This is a genomic window from Bradyrhizobium sp. NP1 (genome assembly GCF_030378205.1).
GTDB lineage: Bacteria > Pseudomonadota > Alphaproteobacteria > Rhizobiales > Xanthobacteraceae > Bradyrhizobium.
Map to the genome: position 1 here is coordinate 2,046,124 of NZ_CP127385.1, position 21,807 is coordinate 2,067,930.

21 protein-coding genes and 1 pseudogene are annotated in these 21,807 nt (G+C 64.1%); 15 read left to right on the forward strand and 7 right to left on the reverse strand.

Annotated elements, in window-relative coordinates; genetic code table 11:
- Window positions 1-17 precede the first annotated feature (17 nt).
- Window positions 18-422 carry an FKBP-type peptidyl-prolyl cis-trans isomerase gene (locus QOU61_RS09825; protein WP_289661426.1) on the forward strand — a complete coding sequence of 135 codons (405 nt, stop codon included), beginning with the start codon at window positions 18-20 and terminating at the stop codon, window positions 420-422.
- Between the two features lie 99 nt (window positions 423-521).
- On the opposite strand, the gene QOU61_RS09830 is transcribed toward QOU61_RS09825, so the two are convergent.
- Window positions 522-740 (reverse strand): CsbD family protein, encoded by a 219-nt coding sequence (locus QOU61_RS09830; protein ID WP_289657922.1) that lies wholly within the window; start codon window positions 738-740, stop codon window positions 522-524.
- Between the two features lie 127 nt (window positions 741-867).
- Here QOU61_RS09830 and QOU61_RS09835 point away from each other — a divergent pair, with 127 nt between their 5' ends.
- Window positions 868-1,383, forward strand: a complete 516-nt coding sequence (locus QOU61_RS09835; protein WP_289657924.1) for a cupin domain-containing protein — start codon at window positions 868-870, stop codon at window positions 1,381-1,383.
- Window positions 1,384-1,530: 147 nt separating this feature from the next.
- Here the strand turns inward: QOU61_RS09835 and QOU61_RS09840 are convergent, their stop codons facing one another.
- Entirely contained in the window at window positions 1,531-3,057 is a 1,527-nt protein-coding gene (locus QOU61_RS09840) for an amidohydrolase family protein (protein WP_289657926.1), read from the reverse strand.
- Between the two features lie 193 nt (window positions 3,058-3,250).
- Between QOU61_RS09840 and QOU61_RS09845 the strand changes: the two genes are divergently transcribed.
- From QOU61_RS09845 to QOU61_RS09855, 3 genes are all read left to right on the forward strand, one after another.
- Window positions 3,251-4,267 carry an alpha/beta hydrolase gene (locus tag QOU61_RS09845; RefSeq protein ID WP_289657928.1) on the forward strand — a complete coding sequence of 339 codons (1,017 nt, stop codon included), beginning with the start codon at window positions 3,251-3,253 and terminating at the stop codon, window positions 4,265-4,267.
- A gap of 210 nt (window positions 4,268-4,477) precedes the next feature.
- Window positions 4,478-4,909 (forward strand): VOC family protein, encoded by a 432-nt coding sequence (locus tag QOU61_RS09850; protein ID WP_289657929.1) that lies wholly within the window; start codon window positions 4,478-4,480, stop codon window positions 4,907-4,909.
- 27 nt (window positions 4,910-4,936) lie between these two features.
- Window positions 4,937-5,422: a VOC family protein gene (locus QOU61_RS09855; RefSeq protein ID WP_289657931.1), complete on the forward strand. Its 486-nt coding sequence runs from the start codon at window positions 4,937-4,939 to the stop codon at window positions 5,420-5,422.
- Between the two features lie 84 nt (window positions 5,423-5,506).
- Here the strand turns inward: QOU61_RS09855 and QOU61_RS09860 are convergent, their stop codons facing one another.
- Both QOU61_RS09860 and QOU61_RS09865 read right to left on the reverse strand, forming a co-directional pair.
- A complete protein-coding gene (locus QOU61_RS09860; protein WP_289657933.1) occupies window positions 5,507-6,580 on the reverse strand; it encodes a hypothetical protein in 1,074 nt (357 codons plus the stop codon).
- Between the two features lie 2 nt (window positions 6,581-6,582).
- Window positions 6,583-7,284: a FecR family protein gene (locus QOU61_RS09865; RefSeq protein WP_289657934.1), complete on the reverse strand. Its 702-nt coding sequence runs from the start codon at window positions 7,282-7,284 to the stop codon at window positions 6,583-6,585.
- Between the two features lie 339 nt (window positions 7,285-7,623).
- Between QOU61_RS09865 and QOU61_RS09870 the strand changes: the two genes are divergently transcribed.
- The gene (locus QOU61_RS09870; protein ID WP_289661428.1) at window positions 7,624-8,952 is read left to right on the forward strand and encodes a phospholipid carrier-dependent glycosyltransferase; all 1,329 of its coding nucleotides are present in this window, start codon (window positions 7,624-7,626) and stop codon (window positions 8,950-8,952) included.
- Between the two features lie 96 nt (window positions 8,953-9,048).
- On the opposite strand, the gene QOU61_RS09875 is transcribed toward QOU61_RS09870, so the two are convergent.
- On the reverse strand, window positions 9,049-9,702 hold the full coding sequence (locus tag QOU61_RS09875) for an OmpA family protein (protein WP_289657935.1): 654 nt from the start codon (window positions 9,700-9,702) through the stop codon (window positions 9,049-9,051).
- Between the two features lie 190 nt (window positions 9,703-9,892).
- Between QOU61_RS09875 and QOU61_RS09880 the strand changes: the two are divergent.
- A pseudogene (locus QOU61_RS09880) lies at window positions 9,893-10,339 on the forward strand (peptidoglycan-binding domain-containing protein); the annotation flags it as partial.
- 440 nt (window positions 10,340-10,779) lie between these two features.
- A complete protein-coding gene (locus tag QOU61_RS09885; protein WP_289661432.1) occupies window positions 10,780-11,010 on the forward strand; it encodes a hypothetical protein in 231 nt (76 codons plus the stop codon).
- An 89-nt stretch (window positions 11,011-11,099) separates the two neighbouring features.
- On the opposite strand, the gene QOU61_RS09890 is transcribed toward QOU61_RS09885, so the two are convergent.
- Window positions 11,100-12,014 (reverse strand): LysR family transcriptional regulator, encoded by a 915-nt coding sequence (locus tag QOU61_RS09890; RefSeq protein WP_289657937.1) that lies wholly within the window; start codon window positions 12,012-12,014, stop codon window positions 11,100-11,102.
- A 112-nt stretch (window positions 12,015-12,126) separates the two neighbouring features.
- On the opposite strand from QOU61_RS09890, the gene QOU61_RS09895 reads away from it, so the two are divergent.
- Both QOU61_RS09895 and QOU61_RS09900 read left to right on the forward strand, forming a co-directional pair.
- Window positions 12,127-13,107, forward strand: a complete 981-nt coding sequence (locus tag QOU61_RS09895; protein ID WP_289657939.1) for a zinc-binding dehydrogenase — start codon at window positions 12,127-12,129, stop codon at window positions 13,105-13,107.
- Window positions 13,108-13,123: 16 nt separating this feature from the next.
- Window positions 13,124-13,984: an alpha/beta fold hydrolase gene (locus QOU61_RS09900; protein WP_289657941.1), complete on the forward strand. Its 861-nt coding sequence runs from the start codon at window positions 13,124-13,126 to the stop codon at window positions 13,982-13,984.
- A 32-nt stretch (window positions 13,985-14,016) separates the two neighbouring features.
- Here QOU61_RS09900 and QOU61_RS09905 read toward each other — a convergent pair whose 3' ends face one another.
- The gene (locus QOU61_RS09905; RefSeq protein WP_289662320.1) at window positions 14,017-14,247 is read right to left on the reverse strand and encodes a hypothetical protein; all 231 of its coding nucleotides are present in this window, start codon (window positions 14,245-14,247) and stop codon (window positions 14,017-14,019) included.
- Here QOU61_RS09905 and QOU61_RS37175 point away from each other — a divergent pair.
- The 5 genes from QOU61_RS37175 to QOU61_RS09930 all read left to right on the forward strand — a co-directional run bounded on the left by QOU61_RS37175 (window position 14,246) and on the right by QOU61_RS09930 (window position 21,804).
- The gene (locus tag QOU61_RS37175; RefSeq protein ID WP_354142522.1) at window positions 14,246-14,377 is read left to right on the forward strand and encodes a hypothetical protein; all 132 of its coding nucleotides are present in this window, start codon (window positions 14,246-14,248) and stop codon (window positions 14,375-14,377) included. The genes QOU61_RS09905 and QOU61_RS37175 overlap by 2 nt on opposite strands.
- 88 nt (window positions 14,378-14,465) lie before the next feature.
- Window positions 14,466-15,638, forward strand: a complete 1,173-nt coding sequence (locus QOU61_RS09915; protein WP_289657943.1) for a winged helix-turn-helix domain-containing protein — start codon at window positions 14,466-14,468, stop codon at window positions 15,636-15,638.
- A gap of 206 nt (window positions 15,639-15,844) precedes the next feature.
- A complete protein-coding gene (locus QOU61_RS09920) occupies window positions 15,845-17,176 on the forward strand; it encodes an MFS transporter (protein ID WP_289657945.1) in 1,332 nt (443 codons plus the stop codon).
- A 247-nt stretch (window positions 17,177-17,423) separates the two neighbouring features.
- The gene (locus QOU61_RS09925) at window positions 17,424-18,530 is read left to right on the forward strand and encodes an efflux RND transporter periplasmic adaptor subunit (RefSeq protein ID WP_289657947.1); all 1,107 of its coding nucleotides are present in this window, start codon (window positions 17,424-17,426) and stop codon (window positions 18,528-18,530) included.
- A gap of 133 nt (window positions 18,531-18,663) precedes the next feature.
- Window positions 18,664-21,804 (forward strand): efflux RND transporter permease subunit, encoded by a 3,141-nt coding sequence (locus QOU61_RS09930; protein WP_289657949.1) that lies wholly within the window; start codon window positions 18,664-18,666, stop codon window positions 21,802-21,804.
- The last annotated feature ends 3 nt before the right edge of the window (window positions 21,805-21,807 follow it).

The window sequence follows — 21,807 nt, forward strand, 5'->3', positions numbered from 1 at the left end:
TTCTGTCGGCGATCGCGATGATCGCCGTGATCCTGTCACCCGGCGACGCATCGGCCCAAGGAGCAGCAAAACCCGTGACCACCGCTTCGGGACTTCAGATCATCGACACCAAGGTCGGCACCGGCGCCTCGCCCAAGCCCGGGCAGATCTGCGTGATGCACTATACCGGCTGGCTCTACGAGAACGGCCAGAAGGGCAAGAAATTCGACTCGTCGGTCGATCGCAACGAGCCGTTCGAATTCCCGATCGGTCAGCGCAAGGTGATCGCCGGCTGGGACGAGGGCGTCACCAGCATGAAGGTCGGCGGCAAGCGCACGCTGATCATTCCGCCCGCGCTCGGCTATGGCGCGCGCGGCGCGGGCGGCGTGATTCCGCCCAACGCCACGCTGATGTTCGATGTCGAGCTCCTGGCGGTGAAGTAGCGTTTCTTGGCGTCGCGACCACCGATCTACCACCGCAATCAAAATGAAGAGGACCGGCCTTTCGGCCGGTCCTCTCGTTAACGCAGATCGAGCACTGTCTTAGTCGGCTGCCTTCTTGGCCGCTCCGGCAGCGCGGTCGATCGCTTCCTTGGTGGCTTCCTTGGCGTCGCCCATCGCCTTCTGGCCCTTGCCTTTCACTTCCTGCATGGCGCCTTCGCCCTGCAGGCGCTCGGACCCGGTGGCTTCGCCCACGCCCTGCTTGGCCTTGCCGATTGCTTCGTTGGCGGTGCCCTTGATCTTGTCGGTCGTGCTACCCATTACATGCTCCTTATTCGCGGTTGCCGGGACAACCGGGGAGGCATGAAGAAGTTCCTCCAAACATGCTGGTTTGCGCGCGGCGGTTTCGCTACTGTTCCCCGCGATCCGGTTTCATCAGGACAGCACGATGTCAGGTTCCCACGACCACACCCACTCGCATGATCATACTCACGATCACGACCGCTGGAAGCACGACGGCGTGCGCGTCATTCCCGGCCACCAGCTCGATCCCAACGTGCCCTCGACGCCGGGCATGGACCGCAAGGCCGCGATCAACTTCGCCCGCGTCGGCGCGCAGAAACTGTGGGCGGGCACCGTCACCATCAAGCCCGACGCCAAGACCGGCGCGCATCATCACGGCCATCTCGAAAGCATCATCTATGTCGTGAAGGGCAAGGCGCGGATGCGCTGGGGCGAGCGCCTGCAGTTCACCGCCGAGGCCGGCCCCGGCGATTTCATCTTCGTGCCGCCTTACGTGCCGCACCAGGAGATCAATGCGAGCCCGGATGAAGTCCTGGAATGCGTGCTGGTGCGCTCGGACGGCGAGGCCGTCGCCATCAACCTCGACATCGAGCCGGTGGAGAAGCCGGAGACGGTGCTGTGGGTCGATCCCGTGCACCGCGATCCCGCGGAGAAGAAGTGACGGAGTGGCGTAGCCACGAAGTCATTCCCCACGCAAGCGCGTAGCGCTTGTCGCTCGCCCGACGCGGGAACGTCGAACCCGGATCTCGCCCACTCATTGGAGATTCCGGGGCCGCGCGCAAAGCGCGCGTCCCGGAATGACACCGAATTACGCGAACACCGCGTGGTCGATCTTGCCGTTCGGCACGACGTAGCCGTAGCGCATGTTGGATGGCTCCGGCCCAAGCTTCTCGTACTCCGCCTTCATCAGCGCGAAGCGGTCGCCCTTGAATTCCTGCATCGCGCGCTTGGGCTGGATGTCGTAGAGCCTCGCATTGTTGCTGCCGAAGATGGCGGTCTTCACCGGCCCGTCGGCAGGGCCGAGCGGCGCGTAACCGAACTTCTTCTGCATCTCCTCGGGAATCTCGAGCCGGCGCAGGCCCTCGATCTGCCATTGCGGCGCGCCGGTCCACAGCGCGTCGGTGCCCCAGCAGACGTGGTCGACGCCGAGCCCCTTGATCAGCGTGCCCATCAGGGCCGCGCAGACATTCGGTTCGGCGACGAGTGTTGTCGCGAACAATTGCCCGACGTCGCCATAGACGTTGTTCACGCCATACTGCGCCGGGATGTCGGCGAGGTCGCTGGTCCAGGCGATGCGGCCGGTGCGGTTGAATTCGGCCAGCGCCACCTTCGGGTCGCCGCCGACGTGGCGATAGGCGGAGTGATAGATCACGAAGTTGAGCTGCGGCCAGTCCTTGGCGGCCTGCCCGACATCGGCGACGTCGGCAAAGCCGCGCAGGTTCGGATACTGCTTCTCGATTCCCGGCGGGAACAGCCCTTTGTGCACGCAGACATTCTTGATGCCCGCCTTCACCATCTTCTCATAGCCCTTGTAGGCGACCTTCTCGTCGTCCAATCGCCAGGGATAGCGGCTGATGTCCTTGTGGGTGTTGTCGCCGATCGTGTAGCCCTTGCAGGATTCCGGCTTCAAGGCGAGACCGGCGTCGAGCTTGTCGAGCCAGCCGGGCTGGCCCGGCGTGAAGATCATGTGGCAGAACACGCGCCGCGATCCCGCCTCGTCGTTGATCTTCTTGCGCGCGTCGGCCATCTGCTCGTTGGTCAGGAACCAGTCCTGCTCGATGTCGGAGGGCGCCGACGAGATCAGCGAGATCTTGGTGTCGGAATCGAGAAACATCTCCTTCTTGTAGTTGTTGAACTTGAGATCATCGATGGTCTGCTCGTGCTCGGCGAGCTGCTTGTTCCAGCCGGCCTTGCCGACCGCGTTGCGCATGTCGACGAAGGTGGTGATGCGGGTGTCGTCGCGCAGGAAGTGCGTGTGCATGTCCATGATGAACTGGTCTTTCAGCGCGTTGGCGCGCTCCTGCGCCATGGCCGGCGTCGCGGCTTCCGCTTTCGTGACGTCGAACAGCGGACCGTAGACCTCGTTCATCGCCACGAAGGAGGCGGCCATTCCGGCTGCGGTCTGGAAGAAGCCGCGGCGATTGAGGCCCTGCTTGGCGCCAAGCTCGTCGGCCATCGCGAGCAGCCGCGCTTCCACCTCGCGCTGCCTTTCGTTCTGCGGATCGGGATAGAATTCGTCGCTGGCGACGATCTGGGTCGGGATCGGCGTCTGGTACTGGCACAGTTCCGACGGCATCAACGCGGCAAGTTCTTCCGGAGTCAGATTGTTGCTCATCAACTCGCTCCCTGCTTCACGCCGGATTTATCCGGTCTGGCGTTGCGGAGACTAGACCGCGTCTGGCAAGGTGTCAGCTTCTTCCATCGTTCATCGCGTGATGGTGTTTTAGGCAACTGCACCGCACACAAGTTCGGGACGATTGCAAAACTTTCATCATGCGAAAAAAGCGGACACCTTTTGGGGAAACGCCATGACTCATTTCGAGAACACGCTGGCGCGGCGCGCGGTCATCAAGGGAGCCGGCCTTGGTCTTGTTGCCGGCGCGCTTGTGGAGGCGTTGCCGGCGCAAGCCGCGACCGAGGGCGGCGAAATCTGGAGCGCGGAATACTGGGCGAAGAAGGGCGACGTGCCGTTGTGGATCTATCGCAAGCGGCTCGGCGCGCCGAAGCCCGGTGAGCCGCCAAGGCCGGTGGTGTTCTTCGTGCACGGCTCGTCCGTGACCTCGCGGGCGTTCGACCTCGCGGTGCCAGGCAAGGGCGAATATTCGCTCATGAACGAATTCGCCCGCTACGGCTTCGATTGCTGGACCATGGATCATGAGAACTACGGCAAGTCCGGCCGCACCTCTGGCAATTCCGACATCGCGAGCGGCGTCGAGGACCTGAAGGCCGCGGTCGAAATCGTCGCCCGCGAGAGTGGCCGGCAGAAATTCCATTTCGTCGGCGAATCCTCCGGCGCGCTGCGGGCCGGCGCCTACGCCATGGTGGCGCCCGAGCGCATCGACCGCCTGGTGTTCGCCGCCTTCACCTACAAGGGCGAGGGTTCGCCGACCCTGAAGAAGCGTGCCGAGCAGCTCGACTATTACCGCAGCCATAACATGCGCAAGCGCGACCGCGACATGATCCGCTCGATCGCCACCCGCGACAAGCCGGGTACCAGCGATATCGCCGCCGTCGAGGCGCTTGCCGATGTCGAGCTGCAGTTCGGCGACCAGATCCCGACCGGCACCTATCTCGACATGACCGCAAATTTGCCGGTGGTGCTGCCTGAGAAGGTTCTGGCGCCGGTGCTTTTGGTCCGTGGCGAGTATGACGGGATCGCAACCGTCGCCGACCTCGAGGAATTCTACAACAAGCTGCCCAACGGCGATCGCCAGTTCATCATCCTGCCGGGTACGGCGCATTCGGTCGTGCTCGCCATCAACCGGCAGCTGTTCTGGCACGTCACCCGCGCCTTCCTCACCATGCCGAGCCCGATCGCGACCTGACGCGCTAGCGCCACAGGGCTGGCGGACTTGCAGTGATTCGTCATGCCCGGGCCTGTCCCGGCCATCCACGCCCTTGGTTTCGCTAGGAAAAATCAAGCATGGGTGACTGGACACCGTCGGTCATGACGGACGAAATATTTTTTATGCCTCTTGTCGGCAGCGCGTCCGGCCATCCGTCCTTGGGGGCGAGCACACCCAAAAGGAGCCCACATGTCCAAAATGATTTTCGTCAACCTGCCGGTCAGCGATCTCGCGCGCGCGACGGCCTTCTATCAGGCGGTCGGCGCGACCAAGAACGCGCAGTTCTCCGACCAGACCGCCTCCTGCATGGTGTTCTCCGACACGATCCACGTCATGCTGCTGACCCATGACAAGTTCCGGCAATTCACGCCGAAGAAGATTTCCGATGCCAAGGCCTCGAGCGAGGTCCTGATCTGCCTCTCCGCCGACAGCCGCGCGGCCGTCGACGATGTCGTCGGCAAGGCCGTGAGCGCGGGCGGGTCCGCCGATCCCGGGCCGAAGCAGGATTACGGCTTCATGTACGGCCGCAGCTTCGAGGACCCCGATGGCCATATCTTTGAATTGATGTGGATGGACGTCGAGGCCGCGAGCAAGGCGCAGAACGCCGCGGCCAAGGCCTGATCTGATCGCGACCGAAGGAGCCTTTCGATGTCCAAGATTGAACCCTGCCTGTGGTTCGAAAGCGAAGCCGAGGAGGCCGCAAAATTCTATTGCTCGCTGCTGCCGGACTCCGAGATCGATACGATTCAGAGGAACACGGTCGATGGGCCCTCCGGCAAGGCGGGCACCGCGCTTGTGGTCCAATTCACGCTGGCGGGCCAGCCCTTCATGGCGCTGAACGGCGGCATGCGCGTCGAGTACACGCACGCGGTGTCGTTCAAGATCGACTGCGAGGACCAGGCGGAAGTCGATCGTCTCTGGGATGCGCTGTCGAAAGGCGGCTCGGGGGGACGCTGCGGCTGGCTCAAGGATCGCTACGGCGTATCCTGGCAGATCGTGCCGAAGGCCTTGCCGAAATATCTCGGCGGGCCGGATCGCGAGGGCGCCAAGCGCGCCATGCAGGCGATGCTCGGCATGGCGAAGCTCGACATCGAGGGGCTGCGCCGCGCCTATGAGGGCAAACCGGCGGCCTGAGCGCGCGACGCGGGCACAGTCCTGCAAACCCGAGGCTGGGAAGGGGCGCGACGGCGATGCCTCCATCGCGCCCCTTCGCTTGCGTCAGTAGTTGAAACGCAAGCCCACGCCGCCATGGATCGTATTGCCGACCGGCTGTGGGCCGAGCGTGCCGTTGACGAAGAGGTCGGTGACCCAGCCCTTGCTGATCCGGAAACCGAGCCGGCTGCCGTATTCGAACCAGCCCTGGTTGCCCATGGTCGGCACGATGGTGCCTTGCCCGGTGACGGTGGCGACGATGCCGGAATGCGTGCCAAACGACTGCACCCAGCCGCCGTTGATGTTGGCTTCGATGTTGCTGCCGAACAAATGGGTCCACTGCCCGCCGATCTTGACCAGGCTCGTGCGGTCTGTGCCGGTGGCGATGCTGGCGTCGAACGGGTTGAACGCGGCTGCGGGATCGGCATAGCCGCCGACGCGCTGCCACATCTGCCAGAGCTCGACGGATGCCGCGACCTCGTCGCGCGGCGAAAGCCGGCTGATCCAGCCGGCGCGGCCGTAGACACCGTAATCGGAGCTGTCGGTCGAGCTGGTCAGCGAGACCGGGCCGAGTGTCGTGTTGTAGCCGCGGGTGTAGCGCACATGCTGGAATGGCGAGAGGATCGTGCCGACGTCGAAAAACGGACGTGACGAACCCCAGTCGACGAAGTCGTAGCGCAGCGCGAACGCGCCGATCGGCGCGCTGGTGACATGGTAGCCGTTCTCGCTGAACTGCGTGTAGGCGAGGCCCGCGAGCAGCGACAGGTTCGGCGTCAGCTCCTTGCGCCCATGGACGCCGGCCGAGAACGAGCCCGCCGAACCGAACGCGCTGAGACAGTCGCTGCAATTGACTTGCTCGTTGACGCCGAGCAGCACCGTGCCCAGCACGCGGTTGGTGACCATCTGGTTGAAGCGCTGGTCGGCGAGGCCCTGCGTGCCGCTGGGGTCGGTGCCGGTCGGCATCGGTGTCGGGGTCGAGGGGTAGGGCCCTTCGCCGCCATTGCCGGGCGTCGGGCTTGGCCCGCAGTCGAATTCGCACTGTGCCGCCGCGGGCCGGACCTGCACGGCGAACAGAACAAGCGAAACCGCCGCGGTGAGCGCGAGCGATGCGATGAAGCTGCGGATGCCAAGCGCTGCCATGGTCAGCGCCCGCACAGCATGCCGGTGGGATCATTGCCCGGGCCGGCGTCCGCAAATTGCGTCACGGTGCACAGCCCGGCCGCCGCGCTGCATGTCGCGGCGAAGGTCCAGGGCGAATTCGTCGACTTCTGGATCGTGGTCTTGCCGTTGCCGGTCGAGGTGATGATCGCGGTGTCGCCGGGCTGGGTGAGCTGAATGCACTGGAAGCCGAGCGTGCAGACGGTGGATGCCCCCTCCTGCAGCACGACGATGGTCTGGCCGCGCTGCGACAGGATGTCCAGGATGGTGCCGCGCACGCCGATCGTCGCGAGTGGCGTCGTGATCTTGTAGGCGGTCTTGGCGGAGTCGCCGGTGACGAAGCGGAAAGCGCCCGAGGTCAGGCGGACCGCGATGTCGCGATAGGTGTGTTCGTCGTTGAACACGGTGCGGTCGAGCTTGATCGAGGCATTCGGGCCGAGCGAAAGGTTGGTGTTGTCGGCCATCACCAGCCGCGTCGCGCTGTCGAGGCCGGTGCGCACCACCTCGTCGCGCAGCAGGCCGTCGCCGACATTGATCCGGCTGCTCGCAGATCCTGCGATGCGAAGCACCTCGTTCTGCACGACGACGGCTTCACCGACGCGGGCTTGCGCTTGGGCTGAGCCTGCCGAAAGGCCCGCCGCCGCACTGAGTATCAGAAGAAGGAAAACGGTATGACGCCAATTCATTTTCTAAGTTCTTTGTTGAATTCCAAGTTTCTTTGTTGAAGCTCTTCGTGGGAGTCATCTTAATCGCAACGGAGCCAAACTTACTGGCCAGGGGCGAACGGGTCTTGGACCTGTGCGAACTCTCCAAACATTCGCCGCGCGTGTTGTATGCCGGCAACGGCGCGCGGATGATGCGGCCTGATTTTTTGCCTTGAACCGTGCCGCATCGTATTGGAATGTCGGCATGCGCGATGTTGTAAACGTGCCACAGGATTCCACCTCGAAGAGCCCCAGGGTTTAGTGGCCGCCGATCGAACAAAAGTTCACCTCCGCCGCGCGAAAGACGAGCCTGTGTCCGATGTGCCACGCATCGCGGGCAAGAGCGGCGCGGCTGCCGGCGAATCGTCTTTTGTTCCGGAGCTTTCGCGGCGAAATCTGATCGCGACCGCGCTGATCCTTTTCGTCTTCGCGCATCTGGCATTCGTGGTCGGGCTGACGAAGCCGCAAAAATTCGTCTTCGACGAGGTGCACTACGTGCCGGCGGCACGCCAGATGCTCGCGCCCATGATGTCGCAGCCGACGCTCAATCCGATGCACCCGCCGCTTGCAAAGGAGATCATCGCGCTCTCGATTCGCATTTTCGGCGACAACGCGTTCGGCTGGCGGTATCCCAGCACGCTGTCCGGCGCGCTCGCTATCGTTGGCGTCTATCTGTGCGGGCTTGCGCTGTTCTCCGCGCAAGGGCCGGCGCTGGCGGCCGCCCTGATCGCCTTCTTCAACCAGATGATCTTCGTGCAGTCGCGTATCGCGATGCTCGATATCTTCTCGCTCGCTTTTCTCCTGCTCGGCATTGCCGCCTTCATTCATGGCTTTCGCCAGGTGCGGCCCACGCGCTGGTTTGCTGCCGCAGGCGTCGCGTTCGGGCTTGCCGCCGCCTGCAAATGGAGCGGGTTGTTTCCGCTCGGCGTCGCCATCGTGATGATCGGCATGGTCCGCCTGCTGCAACGCTGGGGCACGCGCTTTGCCGATGCCGGCGCGGACGACTGGTATCGCCCCGACCGTTGGCCTGATTTGCGCTGGTATCATTTTGCGGGCTGCTTCGCGCTGCTGCCGGCGGTGGTCTATTTCGCGAGCTTCGTGCCGCTGTACGGCCTGTCGCTTGCCGATATCGCTGCCGCGCAACGCAGGATTTTCGCCGACAACGTCACCAGCGCATTTTCGGGCCACGTCTACTCCAGCGCCTGGCCATCCTGGCCGTTCCTCGCGCGGCCGGTCTGGTATCTGTTCGACAAGACGAGCGAGGACGACGTTGCCGCGATCGTGTTTCTCGGCAATCCCCTGGTGCTATGGCCGGCGCTGCTTGCGGTCGCGGTCTGCCTGCGCGACTTCATCGTGGCGCGCCGCGCCGACGCCTTCCTGATTCTCGCGTTCTATTTCGGGCTCTATCTCGCTTGGGCGGTGCTGCCGCGCGTGGTCGGCTTCATCTACTACTATATGCCGGCCGCAACGGTTGCGAGTCTCGCGCTGGTCTACGCCTTGCGGCGCGGCAAGAACCCGCGCTGGCTGTTGTGGGCATTCGTGGCGCTGGCGGCTTGCGGCTTTGTCGTGATGCTGCCGATCAGCGCCGCCTGTATCGGAACCTCGATGCGCGCGTTCAGCCGCCTGATGCTGTTGCGGAGCTGGATCTGAGTTCGATGACGAGGCGTCGATCGCCGCCATCGCCTCATTGATGCGCGTGCGACGCCGATATCGCCTGCCGCGGGGTCGCAGGCGACAGGCTTGCGGTCACTGCTGCGCGGTCTTGGTGTCCATGTTGACGACCTGGACGCGGCGGTTGATCGGATCGTTCGGGTTCTCGGTGTCCTTCAGCTTTGTCTTGCCGTAGCCGACGGTAACGAGGTCACTGCCCGCGATGCCATACTTCTCGATCAGGTAGCGCTTGATGGTGTCGGCGCGGCGCTCGGAAAGATCCTGGTTGAAGCTGTCGCTGCCGACGCCGTCGGTGTGGCCGGCCACCACGAAGGTCGAGCCGCGCAGGTTCGGGTTCGACAGCGCCTTGCCGAGCTCCTGCACCGCTAGCGTCGAGTTCCTGCTGATCGAGGCAGAGTTGTAGTCGAACTGGATCTCCAGATCGATCTTCGGCTTGGTTGCCGCGATCTCGGCGATCTGCTCGCGCTCGCCGAGCGACAGCGAGCGGGTGGCGCGGTTGCGCAGCGTCTTGACGAAGCTGATCTCCTTGGCGGAAGCAGCGGGATCGGCCTGCGGGCCGACCGAGAGGCTGCGGGTCAGCGGCTTCGGCTGCAGCGCGTGGAGAATCTGGTCCGCCGACACGGTATTGTCGGCGGCAAGCGCCAGGCCCGCCGTCATCGACAGCGCGGCGCCAAGGGTTACGGCCTTGAGTGTGATCGCCTTGCTCAAAGAGTTCTGAAAACGCGTCATCGTCGTATCCTCGTGGTTCACGCCTGCAAAGACGCTTGCATTGCGTTTGATGGTTCGAGGATAGAGTGGGTTCGAAACCAGGAATGTGATCCACGTCACTTAGGGAGGGGCCCGCTTCCAGCGGCGGCCGGAGCATGGTCGCGCCCATCGCAGCGCGGCGCGAACCGGTTCGATTCGCCGCTGCTGTCTGCGTATCGCTGCGTTGCAGGACGGCCCGTCGACCACGACGCGCAACCTGTCGACCGGCATCGACCCCGCGACCTTCACCCAGCAAGCGGACCAGGTCTCCGAAGACCAGCTCGGGCTCGACAAGGCGCAGCGTCGCGACGTGCAGCGCCGCCTCACTGCGCTCGGCTTCGACGCCCGCGTCACCGGCAAGTTCGACGAGGCGACGCGCACGGTGATCGGGCGCTGGCAGGCCACGCGCGGCTATCCGGCGACCGGCTATCTCAACGGCCTCCAGCAACGGGCGCTTTCGTCCGAGATCATGCCGACCCGGCTTGCCTCGGCCGATGGTTCCGACGACGAGCCGTCGCATCGTTCGCGTCATGCCGGTGGCGGGCGTCACTATCGCGGTGGTGGTGGCGGACCGGGCGCGTTCTTCGGTCACATGATGGGGGGACTGTTCCACCGCTAGAGCATGATCCGGAAAAGTGTGTAGCGGTTTTCCCTCGCGACAAACGCGGAGCGCGTTTGCGCGGAGATCATGCTCAACAAGAACCTAAAGCGCGATGACGATTCAACCTGATCTCACCGCGCTTTAGTGGGCGATTCGGAAGTCCGCATCGTTCCAGTCGCCGCTACGGTGTGGAACACGCGAGGCGAATGACAGAAAGCGACTCCCGCGAGCCGCTTTTTGTGTGCATGATCGGGACAGATGGTTTCACCGTGTCGATGTGGTCGCAAAGCCGACGCGCGAGCGCCGGTGTGAGAACAAGAAATGGGCCAGATGCGTTCCTAAGAAGGGCGTTCGTGAACAAGAAGCCGAAAGAAGTGCAGGGGGCCGTGTTCCAGTCAGTCAGGAAGCCAAGCGAGTATCAGACGTATCGCGCAGGAAATTCAGGTTCAGCAGGTGCAATGCCGGTTTTGGTCGGGGCGGCGATGATCGCGATCGCGATTCTGTTGTCGACGCTGGTCACGGCGCTGGGCACCCGCTATGTCGGGATCGAGGGGCCGACGGAAGAAAGCGCGTGGCTGGTCGATCGCCTGACCGGCAGCGTCTATCGCTGTCAGGCAACCGAGCGCGGCAAGGCCTCGTGCGAGGCCGAGGTGGCGACCGGCAGCATCCCCGATCGCAGCAAGCGCTGACCTCCGTCGGCGCGCGTCACCTCTCCCCGATGGGGCGCGGTCGGATCGCGTAAGCGATCCGGGTGAGGAGTTCCGCCTTGAGCGTCGCCTCAGCCAGCTGTCGGGATCATCCTGGCCGCCTGGTCGGCGATGAACTGCCAGAGGCGGTTCGCGACCGGGCCGTGCGGCGCGTTGCGCAGGCGCGCGGCCACCAGCTCGACCTGGCCGCCCCTGAAATATTTGCCGGCAATCGGCAACAGCGTCTTCTCGCGCAGATCGCGTTCGATCATGTAGCGCGGCATGTGGCCCCAGCCCATACCCTGGAGAATGAGCTCCCGCTTCATGAGCTGGTCGCTCACGGTCCAGCTCCGCGCGCCCTCGACCAGATAATAGTTGCGCGGTTCCGAATGGGTCGCGGTATCGCGGATCACGCATTGCACGTAATCGCGCATCTGCTCCGGCACGATCGATTTCGTGATCGGGAAGCGCAGGTAGTTCGGCGCGACGACCGGGATGACCTTCGTCGTGAACAGATCGACGAATTCCAGCCGCGGATCGCTCTTCTCGACATAATGGAAGATGAGGTCCGCCTCGTTGTCGAACAACCGCTCCCAAGGGCCGGAAACCGCCTCGAAGTGGAGGTGAAGCTTGGTGCCGGGATGGTCGTCGAAGAAGCTGCGCAACAGTCCGAGTGTTTCCGGCAGCGGGCTGACGTCGCCGATCACGACGTGCAGCTCGCTTTCCTGGCCGATCGCCAGCTGGGCGGCGTGGTCGCGCAGTCGGCTGAGCTCATGAAGGAGCACCCGCGCATGGTCGTAGAACGAGCGGCCGGCTTCGGTGAGGGTGACGCGGTAGCCGCTGCGGTCGAGCAAGGTGAGCCCGAGCTGGGCTTCCAGATTCTTCACCGACGTCGAGACGCTCGGCTGTGAGCGCAACAGCTTTGCGGCCGCGGCCTGAAAGCCGCCCTCGCTGACGACAGCTTCGAAGCACTGCAGCTGGTGCAGTGTCAGGCCATCCCCGATCATCCCGGAAATTCCATTGGAAGATCCTATAGAGATGATCAAAATTATATTCTTTTTCTCAATAGAGCAATCGGCGAGGCTCCGTCCTGTTCAAATCATCCTACGGAGCGCGGTCATGCGTGCCATCGTCATCAAGCAATATGGAGGGCCTGAAGTCCTGACCCTGGAAGAGCGGCCCGATCCCGAGCCGCGATCCGGTCATGTCATCGTCGAGGTGAAGGCGTTCGGCCTCAACCGGGCGGAAACCTATATGCGCGCCGGCGCATGGGGCGACGTCGCCGAGATCACCGGCATCGAGTGTGTCGGCACCATCAGGTCCGATCCCGAGGGCCGGTTCATGCCCGGCCAGAAGGTCGCGGCGTTGATGGGCGGCATGGGCCGGCTGATCAACGGTAGCTATGCCGAGCAGGTCAGCGTCCCCGCGACCAATGTCGTTCCCGTTGTCACCGGCCTTGCCTGGGAAGAATTTGCCGCGATCTCGGAATCATACGCGACCGCCTGGAGCAGCGTACGCGGCAATCTCGGGCTGTTGCCTGGCCAGACGCTGGTGGTGCGCGGCGCGACATCGGCGCTCGGCCAGGCCGCGATCAACATTGCCGTCGATCTCGGTGTGCGAGTGATTGCGACGACGCGCAGCGCAGCGCGGCGGCCCATGCTGGAAGCGCTCGGCGCAAGCGAGGTGCTGATCGAGGCCGGCGAACTGTCGAAACGCGTCCGCGAGCTCTACCCGAAAGGCGTGGATGCCGTGCTTGACGTCGTCGGTAATTCGACTGTGCTGGACTCATTGGCGATGGCGCGCCGCGGCGGCCGGGCCTGCATCGTCGGTTTGCTCGATCACGTGGCCTCGATACCCAACTTCAACCCGATGTTCCAGATGCCGCATGCCGGCGTGCACTTCTCCAGCTTCGTGAGCTGGTCGCTCGGAACGCCCGACTGCCCGCTGACCGAGATTCCGTTCCAGGGCATCGTCGATCGGGTCGCGGGCGGCCTCTACAAGGCGAAGCCCACCAGGGTGTTCGGCTTTGAAGACATCCGCGAGGCGCATCGGCTGATGGAGGCGAATGCGGCGAACGGCAAGATCGTCGTCCGTCTCTAGGATCGGGAGCATCGCCATGACCATTGCCTATCGCCACGCCGTCGTCGACGGCATCCGGATCTTCTACCGGGAAGCCGGACGGCCTGACGCGCCCGCGCTGCTGTTGCTGCACGGCTTTCCCACCTCGTCGCACATGTTCCGCGAACTGATCCCGCTGCTTGCCGATCGTTATCGCATCGTTGCCCCCGACCTTCCGGGCTTCGGCTTCTCCGACGCGCCAGATGCCGAGGTCTTCAAATACACCTTCGACGATCTGGCCCGCGTGGTCGAACGCTTCACCGAGCAGATCGGGCTGGCGCGCTTTGCGGTCTACGTTTTCGATTATGGCGCCCCCGTCGGGTTTCGTCTGGCGCTGAAGCATCCTGAGCGCATCAGCGCGATTATCTCGCAGAACGGCAATGCCTACCTGGAAGGTCTCAGCGAAGGCTGGAATCCGATTCAGGCCTATTGGAAGGATCCGACGCCGGAAAACCGCTGGGCGTTGCGCAGCTTCCTCACGCCCGAGACCACCCGATGGCAATACGTCCATGGGGTGCGGGACGAGAGCCAGGTTGCGCCGGAGTCCTGGACGCTTGATGCTGCGCTGCTGGCGCGGCGGGGCAACGATGAGATTCAGCTCGACCTGTTTCTCGACTACGTAAGCAATGTCGCGCTCTATCCGCAATTCCAGGCCTATTTCCGCAAGCACGCGCCGCCGCTGCTCGCCGTATGGGGCCGAAACGATCCGTTCTTCCTGCCGACCGGCGCCGAGGCGTTCAGACGCGACAACCCGCGCGCCCAGGTGCAGTTCTTCGACACCGGTCACTTCGCGCTCGAGACCCATGTGCGGGAGATCGGAGCGGCCATTGGGACGTTTCTGGCCGAGCATATCGGCTGAGAATTTGCCCCGCAGGGCTTGTCACTCGCGCCTCACATTGCATCGCGGCACATGAAAATGTCTTCTCCGCGAAACGTGCGGGGTAGAAGATGCGTATTGCGTTGGTCGGCAATTTCGCCGGTTTCTTGCAAAGAGGGTTTTGCGATGAGGATATTGATTGCTGCTGCGATGCTTTCCGCTTTCGCCTTCACGCCCGCTTCCGCCGCGATGATGAAATGCACGTCGGACAATATGGCCAAATCGGCCGGCGCGATGCAGACCATGCCGGACACGCCATCCAAGCGCGCGGCCGACAAGGAGATCGGCATGGCCAACGCCGACATGAGCAACGGCAAGATGCGCAGCGCCTGCGCCCACTACATGAAGGCCCAGAAGAGCGCGATGATGAAGTAGGCTCTTTGCAATTTTCTTGGCTCAAGCCGCGCTGCGCCGCAGCGCGGCTTTTTCTTTTGCGGTCGAATCCCGCTACAGTCACCTCCCGATGTCCCGCGACGAAAAATCGTTCCATCTCGGCAAGGCCGAAGGCCGGCGGATCTGGCTCGCCGCCCAGCGGCTCGATGCGCCGGCGCCCTTTGGCGAAGGATCGCAGGCGGTGGCGGCCGCGGTCGCGCATCTCGGTTATGTGCAGATCGACACCATCAACGTGATCGAGCGCTGCCACCACCACATTCTCCATAGCCGCATTCCGCGCTACCGGCGCGCTGACCTGCGTGCCGCGCAGAGCATCGACAAGAGCGTGTTCGAATACTGGACGCACGCCCTGTCCTACGTGCCGACGCGGGATTTCCGCTTCTTCCTGCCGGCGATGAAGGCGCACCGGCGCGAGAACGGCAAATGGTTTGCCTCGGTGAAGCCGGCGGACCTGCGCAAGGTGATGCGGCTGATCCGCCAGGGCGGGGCGCTCACCATCCGCGACATCGAGGACGACGTGCTGGTCGAGAAGGAGCATCTGTGGGCCAGCCGCAAGCCGTCGAAGCGGGCGCTGCAGCTTGCCTTCTACAACGGCGTGCTGACGATCGCCGAGCGCAACGGCATGCTCAAGACCTACGAGCTGATGGAGCGGCATTTCGGCTGGGAGGTGCTGCCGAAAGCGGCGAGCACCGCCGAGACCACCGCCTACCTGCTCGACCGCGCCTTGCGCGCGCAAGGCATCGTCTCGCTCGATTCCATCTGCCACCTCGATGCGCCCAGCAAGAAGGCGGTGGCGCGACTTATCGCGTCGCGCGTGCGTCGCGGCGAGCTTTTGCCGGTCGCGCTGGAAGGCGCGGGCAAGCAGGAGCATTGGGTGCAGCCGGCGACGCTGGAAGCGAAGCCCGACGCGCCGCCGTCGCTGGTCCACATCCTCTCGCCGTTCGATCCCTTGATCATCCAGCGCAGGCGCACGCATCTGTTCTTCGACTATGAGCACCGCTTCGAGGCCTATGTGCCGAAGGCGAAACGCAAGTTCGGCTATTTCGCGCTGCCGGTGCTGGCCGGCGAGGAGATAGTCGCCGCGCTCGACCTGAAGGCCGACAGGCAGAACAAGAAACTGCTCATGCAGAAATGGAGCTGGGTCGGCGCAGGCAAGGCAGCGAAGGGCGAGGCGCGCCAGGCGCTCAAGCGCCGCATCGAGGAGGAGCTCGATCGTTTCGAGCGCTTTCAGCTTGGCGATTGAACAGGCTGTCGCCGCGTCACAATGTGTCGCCGGCGACGCCTGTGGCGCAGCAATCGTGCCGAGTGCGCCCGCAGCATGCGTGGCGCGCAACGCCGGAATTCACCAATGAACATGCGCGCGCGCCTGAAAGCATTTGACTCTCCCGTGGCGATGCCAAAAAAACACGCGGGGTCTGTCAATCAATAATCGAGCTGGGGAGCTAACGCATGAGTCAGTCCACCATTGCCGCGGCAGGCGGCGCCAAGAGCGACATCGAAACCTCGACCATCAACGCCATTTCGTGGCGGCTGATTCCATTTTTGATCCTGGCCTACTTTTTTTCCTATCTTGACCGGGTCAATCTCGGTTTCGCGGCGCTCACCATGAATGCCGAACTGAAATTCACGCCGCTGATCTTCGCCTGGGGCGCCGGGATCTTCTTCATCGGCTATTTCATCTTCGAGGTGCCGAGCAACCTTGCGCTGGAGAAATTCGGCGCCAGCCGCTGGATCGCGCGCATCATGGTGACCTGGGGGATCATCTCGGCGTTGATGGCGACCGTGAGCGGCGAGTGGAGCTTCTATATTCTGCGCTTCCTGCTCGGCGTCGCCGAGGCCGGCTTCTTCCCCGGCATCATCCTCTATCTGACCTACTGGTATCCGGCGGAATATCGCGCCCGCTTCCTTGCGGCCTTCGCGCTCGCGGTGCCGGTTTCCACGGTGATCGGCGCGCCGATCTCGGGCTACCTGCTCAATCTCGACGGCGTCATGGGCCTCAAGGGCTGGCAGTGGCTGTTCATCATCGAGGGCATTCCCTCGGTGCTGCTCGGCATCGTCACCTGGTTCTATCTCACCGACAAGCCGGAACGTGCCGACTGGCTGAGCGCCGATCAGAAGGCGTGGCTGTCGGCCCGACTGAAGGCCGAGCTTGCCGCCAAGCAGGCCGCCACGCATCTGACGCTCGGCCAGGCGCTGTCCTCTCCGAAGGTGATCGCGCTCAGCCTGATCTATTTCGGCTTCGTCGGCGCGCTCTACGGCATGCAGTTCTGGCTGCCGCAGATCGTGAAAGCGTTCGGCCTGACCAACGTGCAGACCGGCTTCGTGACTGCGATCCCCTATCTATTCGGCACGGTCGCGATGATCCTGTGGGCGCGGCATTCCGACGCCACGCGCGAGCGCGTGGCCCATGTCGGCGCGCCGCTGCTGCTCACCGCGATCGCGCTTGGCGCCTCCAGCTATCTCACCGATCCGACCGCGACCATGGTCGCGCTGACCATCGCCGGGATCGGCGTGTTTTGCACCTTCGCGGTGTTCTGGACGCTGCCGACCGCATGGCTCTCGGGAACGGCGGCCGCGGGCGCGATCGCACTGATCAACTCGATCGGCAACCTCGCAGGCTTCGGCGGGCCTTATCTGATCGGCTGGGTCAAGGAAGCCACGGGCAACACCTCGACTGGCCTGCTGGGGCTTGCGATCCTGCCGTTGATCGCGGGCCTCCTTGTTTTCGCCGGGCAGCACAAGAGCGCCGTGGAATTCGCCGGGCAGCCGCAGGAAAGGTGAGAAGCGGCCGTTCTCTGGCGGTGGTCCGGCGCCGGGCGGGGTTCTCTGACAAATGATTGCCAGCGGCGTCGGAACCCCGGCGCCGCTGGCTTCGTATGAGGGGGCTGGCGAGGCGCAAGAGAAACCGAGGCGTAAGCGAACAGGTAACCAAGGTTGCGCTCACAAATTGATGATGATCTATGACGAATATTGACATTCGTCAGTTCATATTCGACACTCCCCGGGAACGCAGGCGATGGAGTGTCCGATGCTCGTCAAATCGATTTTGTCTAGCTATTCCAGGCTCTTCGCTGGAATTTCACTGGCCGCGCTGGCGATCTCGCTGGCTGGCTGCAATGACAAGGTCGCCGAAAACGCCACCCCGACGCGGCCGGTTTTGGTCGCCACGGCTCACTATGAGGCGGAGCAGCCGGCGCGCAGCTTCGTCGGTACGATCAAGCCCCGGATCGAGGCCGACATGGGCTTTCGGGTTCCCGGCAAGGTCGCCAAGCGCCTGGTCGAGGTTGGCCAGACCGTCGATGTCGGGCAGCCGCTCGCCACCCTCGACGAAGTCGATTTGAAGCTGCAGGCCGAGCAGGCGGAAGCCGAATTCCGCGCCGCGACCGGTGTGCTTGCGCAGGCGGCCGCAGCCGAGCAGCGCGCCAAGGACCTGAAGGCCAAGGGCTGGACCACGGACGCGCAGCTCGATTCCGCCAAGGCCGCCGCCGACGAGGCGCGGGCCCGGCTCAACCGCGCCGAGCGCTCGGTCGATCTCACCAAGAACTCCCTGTCCTATGCGACGCTGGCGGCCGACGCCCCCGGCGTCGTCACCGCAACCCTGATCGAGCCGGGCCAGGTGGTCGCTTCGGGCCAGGCCGCGATCCGCGTGGCGCGCTTTGCCGAGAAGGAAGCGGTGGTGGCGATCCCGGAGACGCTGCTCAACCGCGCCAAGGACGGCGCCGCCACCGTGACGCTGTGGTCGGAGCCGGATCGCAAGTACCAGGCGAAGCTGCGCGAGATCGCGCCGTCGGCCGATCCCGCGACGCGCACCTATCTTGCCAAATTCTCGTTGCCCGGCGCCGACGATCGGGTGTCGCTCGGCATGACCGCGACGCTGACGCTTGCCGATCCCGCCACCCAGCGGGTCGCGCGACTGCCGCTTTCGGCGCTGTTCAACGAAGGCGACAGTCCCTCCTTCTACGTGGTCGATGATGCCGGCAGCGTGACGCTGAAGCCGGTCATCGTGAAGGCCTATGAGAGCGGCGACGTGGTCGTCACCAGCGGCGTCGAGGAAGGCGCGAAGGTGGTCGCGCTCGGCGTGCAGAAGCTCGATCCCGCCCAGAAGGTGCGGGTGGTGTCGTCGCTGTCGTTCTAGTTTTCCTGTCATTGCGAGGAGCAACGCGACGAAGCAATCCAGGATCCGGGCGCCAATCGGTTCTGGAGTGCTTCGCTAATCGTTCGCAATGGCGTCCCAACGAGTACCGGAACAGAGATCATTGGAGAGTTCGATGAAGCGCTTCAATCTTTCGGCCTGGGCGGTCAGCCATCCCACCCTGATCCTGTTCCTGATGATCGCGCTCGGCGTCGCCGGCTTCTTCTCCTACCAGAAGCTCGGGCGCGCCGAGGACCCGTTCTTTACGGTCAAGGTCGTGAACGTGTCGGTGATTTGGCCGGGCGCGACCGCGGCCGAGATGCAGACCCAGGTCGCCGACCCCATCGAGAAGAAGCTGCAGGAATTGCCGTTCTTCGAGAAGGTGCAGACCTATTCCAAGCCGGCGTTCACCGCGATGCAGGTGACCTTCCGCGATTCCACCCCGCCGAAGGACGTGCCTTACCTGTTCTACCTGCTGCGCAAGAAGCTGGTCGACGTGCAGGGCCAGTTGCCTGCGGGCATTCTCGGCCCCGTGGTCAATGACGAATTCTCCGACGTCGATTCCATCCTCTACATGATGACCGGCGAGGGCGCCGACTACGCCCAGTTGAAGAAGGTCGCCGAGGGCCTGCGCCAGCGGCTCTTGAAGGTGAACGGCGTCACCAAGGTCGACCTCTACGGCACCCAGGACGAGCGCATCTATGTCGAGTTCTCGCATGCGAAGCTCGCCACGCTCGGCATCACGCCGCAGGCACTGTTCGACTCGCTTGCCAAGCAGAACAACGTCACGCCCGCCGGCACGGTCGAGACCTCGTCGCAGCGCGTGCCGCTGCGCGTCACCGGCGCGCTCGACGGCGCCAAGGCGGTCGCCGAAACCCCGGTCGAGAGCAACGGCCGCGTCTTCCGCCTCGGCGACATCGCGACCGTCACCCACGGCTTCGTCGATCCGCCGAGCTTCACCGTGCGCCAGGAAGGCAAGCCCGCGATCGGCATAGGCGTCGTCACCGCCAAGGGCGCCAATATCCTCGATCTAGGCACCGACGTCGCCGCCGCCACCGCCGAATTCATGAAGGCGGTGCCGCAGGGCGTCAATGTCGATCTGATCGCCGACCAGCCGAAGGTGGTCGAGCACGCCGTCAGCGAGTTCGTGCACTCCTTCATCGAGGCGCTCGCGATCGTGCTGTTCGTGTCGTTCATCGCACTCGGCTGGCGCACCGGGTTCGTGGTCGCGGCCTCCGTGCCGCTGGTGCTCGCGATCGTCTTCATCGTGATGAACACGATGTCGCTCGACCTGCATCGCATTACGCTCGGCGCGCTGATCATCGCGCTCGGTCTTCTGGTCGATGACGCCATCATCGCGGTCGAGATGATGGTGGTGAAGATGGAGCAGGGCTGGGACCGCTTCAAGGCGGCGTCCTTTGCCTGGGAATCCACTGCCTTTCCGATGCTGACCGGCACCCTGGTCACCGCGGCCGGCTTCCTGCCGATCGGCTTCGCCAATTCCGCGGTCGGCGAGTATGCCGGCGGCATCTTCTGGATCGTGGCGATTGCGCTCGTCGCCTCCTGGTTCGTTGCGGTGATCTTCACGCCCTATATCGGCGTCAAGCTCTTGCCGAACATCAAGGTCCATCACAACCACGATCCGCACGCGATCTACGAGACACGGCTCTATCGCGGCTTGCGCGGCGTGGTGCAGTGGTGCGTCGAGCACCGGGTGAAGACGGTCGCCGCCACCGTCGGCATCTTCGTGGCTTCGATCGTGGCGTTCGGCCATGTGCAGCAGCAGTTCTTCCCGCTCTCGGAGCGGCCCGAGCTGTTCCTGCAGCTTCGCCTGCCTGAGGGCACCGCCTTCAACGTCACCGAGAAGGCGGTGAAGAAAGCCGAGGCGCTGCTCAAGGACGACAAGGACATCGCGACCTACACCGCCTATGTCGGGCAGGGATCGCCGCGCTTCTGGCTCGGTCTGAACCCGCAGCTTCCGAACGAGGCCTTCGCCGAGATCGTGATCGTGGCCAAGGACGTCGAGGCGCGCGAGCGGATCAAGGACCGGATCGAGAAGGCCGCGAACGAAGGCGTGCTCAGCGAGGCGCGGGTGCGCGTCGACCGCTTCAATTTCGGGCCGCCAGTCGGCTTCCCCGTGCAGTTCCGCGTGATCGGTCCCGACACCGGCAAGGTGCGCGAGATCGCCTACAAGGTGCGCGATGTCATGCGGCAGAACAAAAACGTCCAGGAGGTGCAGCTCGACTGGAACGAGCAGTCGCCCTACCTGAAGCTCGTGGTGGACCAGGACCGCGCCCGGGCGCTCGGCCTGACCCCGCAGGACGTCTCCCAGGCGCTGTCGATGCTGATCTCGGGCGCGCCGGTCACCACCATCCGCGACGGCATCGAGAAGGTCGGCGTGGTGGCCCGCGCCGTGCCGTCGGAACGGCTCGACCTCGCCAAAGTCGGCGATCTCACCATCATTTCGCGGGGCGGCGTTGCGGTGCCGCTGCAGCAGATAGCCAAGATCGAGTATGCGCATGAGGAGCCGATCCTGTGGCGGCGCAACCGCGACATGGCGATCACGGTGCGCTCCGACGTCAAGGACGGCGTGCAGGCGCCCGACGTCACCAACCAGATCTGGCCGCAGCTCAAGGAAATCCGCGACCATCTCGAGCCGGCCTACCGGATCGAGGCGGGCGGTGCCTTCGAGGAGTCCGCCAAGGGCAATGCCTCGATCTTCGTGCTGTTTCCGCTGATGGTCATCGTCATGCTGACGCTCCTGATGATCCAGCTGCAGAGCTTCTCGCGTCTGCTCCTGGTGTTCCTGACGGCGCCGCTCGGCATCGTCGGCGCCTCGCTCGGCCTCAACGTCGCGAACCAGCCGTTCGGCTTCGTGGCGCTGCTCGGCCTGATCGCGCTCGCCGGCATGATCATGCGCAACGCCGTGATCCTGGTCGATCAGATCGAGACCGACGTCGCCCAGGGTCTGACCCGAAAAGAGGCGATCGTGGAGGCGACGGTGCGGCGCGCCCGCCCGGTGGTCTTGACCGCACTGGCCGCGATCCTTGCCATGATCCCGCTGTCGCGCTCGGCCTTCTGGGGCCCGATGGCGATCACCATCATGGGCGGATTGTTCGTTGCGACCTTCCTGACCCTCTTGTATCTGCCCGGCCTTTATGCGCTATGGTTCCGCAAGAGCCTTGAAGAAAGCGGCACCAACGAACAGATTGGCCTTGCGCCGCAACATCACGGCCCGGCTCGACCCGCATTTCCGCTTGCCGAAGCTGCTGAATAATTG

What these genes read in the sequence shown, in the direction of transcription:
- QOU61_RS09825 (WP_289661426.1), top strand. Translation starts at nt 18, where the DNA reads ATGATCGCCGTGATCCTGTCACCCGGCGACGCATCGGCCCAAGGAGCA.
- QOU61_RS09830 (WP_289657922.1), bottom strand. Translation starts at nt 740, where the DNA reads ATGGGTAGCACGACCGACAAGATCAAGGGCACCGCCAACGAAGCAATC.
- QOU61_RS09835 (WP_289657924.1), top strand. Translation starts at nt 868, where the DNA reads ATGTCAGGTTCCCACGACCACACCCACTCGCATGATCATACTCACGAT.
- QOU61_RS09840 (WP_289657926.1), bottom strand. Translation starts at nt 3,057, where the DNA reads ATGAGCAACAATCTGACTCCGGAAGAACTTGCCGCGTTGATGCCGTCG.
- QOU61_RS09845 (WP_289657928.1), top strand. Translation starts at nt 3,251, where the DNA reads ATGACTCATTTCGAGAACACGCTGGCGCGGCGCGCGGTCATCAAGGGA.
- QOU61_RS09850 (WP_289657929.1), top strand. Translation starts at nt 4,478, where the DNA reads ATGTCCAAAATGATTTTCGTCAACCTGCCGGTCAGCGATCTCGCGCGC.
- QOU61_RS09855 (WP_289657931.1), top strand. Translation starts at nt 4,937, where the DNA reads ATGTCCAAGATTGAACCCTGCCTGTGGTTCGAAAGCGAAGCCGAGGAG.
- QOU61_RS09860 (WP_289657933.1), bottom strand. Translation starts at nt 6,580, where the DNA reads ATGGCAGCGCTTGGCATCCGCAGCTTCATCGCATCGCTCGCGCTCACC.
- QOU61_RS09865 (WP_289657934.1), bottom strand. Translation starts at nt 7,284, where the DNA reads ATGAATTGGCGTCATACCGTTTTCCTTCTTCTGATACTCAGTGCGGCG.
- QOU61_RS09875 (WP_289657935.1), bottom strand. Translation starts at nt 9,702, where the DNA reads ATGACGCGTTTTCAGAACTCTTTGAGCAAGGCGATCACACTCAAGGCC.
- QOU61_RS09885 (WP_289661432.1), top strand. Translation starts at nt 10,780, where the DNA reads ATGCCGGTTTTGGTCGGGGCGGCGATGATCGCGATCGCGATTCTGTTG.
- QOU61_RS09890 (WP_289657937.1), bottom strand. Translation starts at nt 12,014, where the DNA reads ATGATCGGGGATGGCCTGACACTGCACCAGCTGCAGTGCTTCGAAGCT.
- QOU61_RS09895 (WP_289657939.1), top strand. Translation starts at nt 12,127, where the DNA reads ATGCGTGCCATCGTCATCAAGCAATATGGAGGGCCTGAAGTCCTGACC.
- QOU61_RS09900 (WP_289657941.1), top strand. Translation starts at nt 13,124, where the DNA reads ATGACCATTGCCTATCGCCACGCCGTCGTCGACGGCATCCGGATCTTC.
- QOU61_RS37175 (WP_354142522.1), top strand. Translation starts at nt 14,246, where the DNA reads ATGCCGGACACGCCATCCAAGCGCGCGGCCGACAAGGAGATCGGCATG.
- QOU61_RS09905 (WP_289662320.1), bottom strand. Translation starts at nt 14,247, where the DNA reads ATGGTCTGCATCGCGCCGGCCGATTTGGCCATATTGTCCGACGTGCAT.
- QOU61_RS09915 (WP_289657943.1), top strand. Translation starts at nt 14,466, where the DNA reads ATGTCCCGCGACGAAAAATCGTTCCATCTCGGCAAGGCCGAAGGCCGG.
- QOU61_RS09920 (WP_289657945.1), top strand. Translation starts at nt 15,845, where the DNA reads ATGAGTCAGTCCACCATTGCCGCGGCAGGCGGCGCCAAGAGCGACATC.
- QOU61_RS09925 (WP_289657947.1), top strand. Translation starts at nt 17,424, where the DNA reads ATGCTCGTCAAATCGATTTTGTCTAGCTATTCCAGGCTCTTCGCTGGA.
- QOU61_RS09930 (WP_289657949.1), top strand. Translation starts at nt 18,664, where the DNA reads ATGAAGCGCTTCAATCTTTCGGCCTGGGCGGTCAGCCATCCCACCCTG.